We start from the raw sequence: 872 nt of genomic DNA on the forward strand, positions 1-872 counted from the left end.
GGAAGTTCACTTAAGATAGCTGTTGCAGTAATCTGACCTATCCCTTTGATACTGCACAAAAGGTTTTTCTTTTCTGATAAGGCATTGTTGTGATTTAAAAGATGCTGTTGAGTTTCTTCAATACGTGTTAATTCTTTTTCTAGCGTGTCTAATACGCGTTGAATAGATTCTACTTGTTCAGCGCTCGCTTTATCTAAACGGTTTTTCTCAGCAATGATCATCTCAATTAATTGCCTTCTGCGTGTATGGTTAGCAGCTAATTTCTCTTGTTGTTCGTTATAAACGACATTGGGCTTGGGCATTATTTTACTGGCAAATAAAGCAATAATTTGTGCATCGACTTTATCGGTTTTGGCTAACCGTCCTAACGCTTTAGCAAAATCCCTTATTTGTCGGGGATTAATAACACATACATTAAAATTCGCTTTACTAAGCATGGGACTAGCCTGAGCTTCATAACCACCAGTAGACTCCATAACTATCAAAGCCTCTGAAAATAACACTGCTTTATTAAGTAACTTTTGTATACCTTGAGCATCATTCGTAAACTGCATGAATTTCTTGTTCGGAAGGATAAATACATCCAACGTTGCTTTTGACACATCGATGCCAATATAGATTTTTTTTGTTTCAAGCATGATAATAGAAGTCCTTTAATTACTCTGCCTTGTAGGTACGGGATCATGACTCCCTGGCAACTGTTCGAGTTTAGTTAAGGGAAGGAAGCGGCGATCAGGCTACGCTTCGAGTTCGTAACTCAGGGTTGGGACGATCTGCCGCTTCGCTTTTTTATTACCGTACGACGATAATAAGGCTCTATTAAATCATATTTTTAAAACACAAGGTTGGGCTAAGCATAGCGCAGCCCAACA

General features: G+C 38.6%; 1 protein-coding gene. It reads right to left on the bottom strand.

Annotation, left to right across the window (positions count from 1 at the left end; genetic code table 11):
- A partial coding sequence (locus ACQUW5_RS15290; protein WP_444992122.1) for an IS110 family transposase occupies window positions 1-638 on the bottom strand: 638 nt, incomplete at its 3' end.
- Window positions 639-872: the final 234 nt, after the last annotated feature.

The sequence above is a fragment of the Legionella pelazae genome, assembly GCF_052527395.1.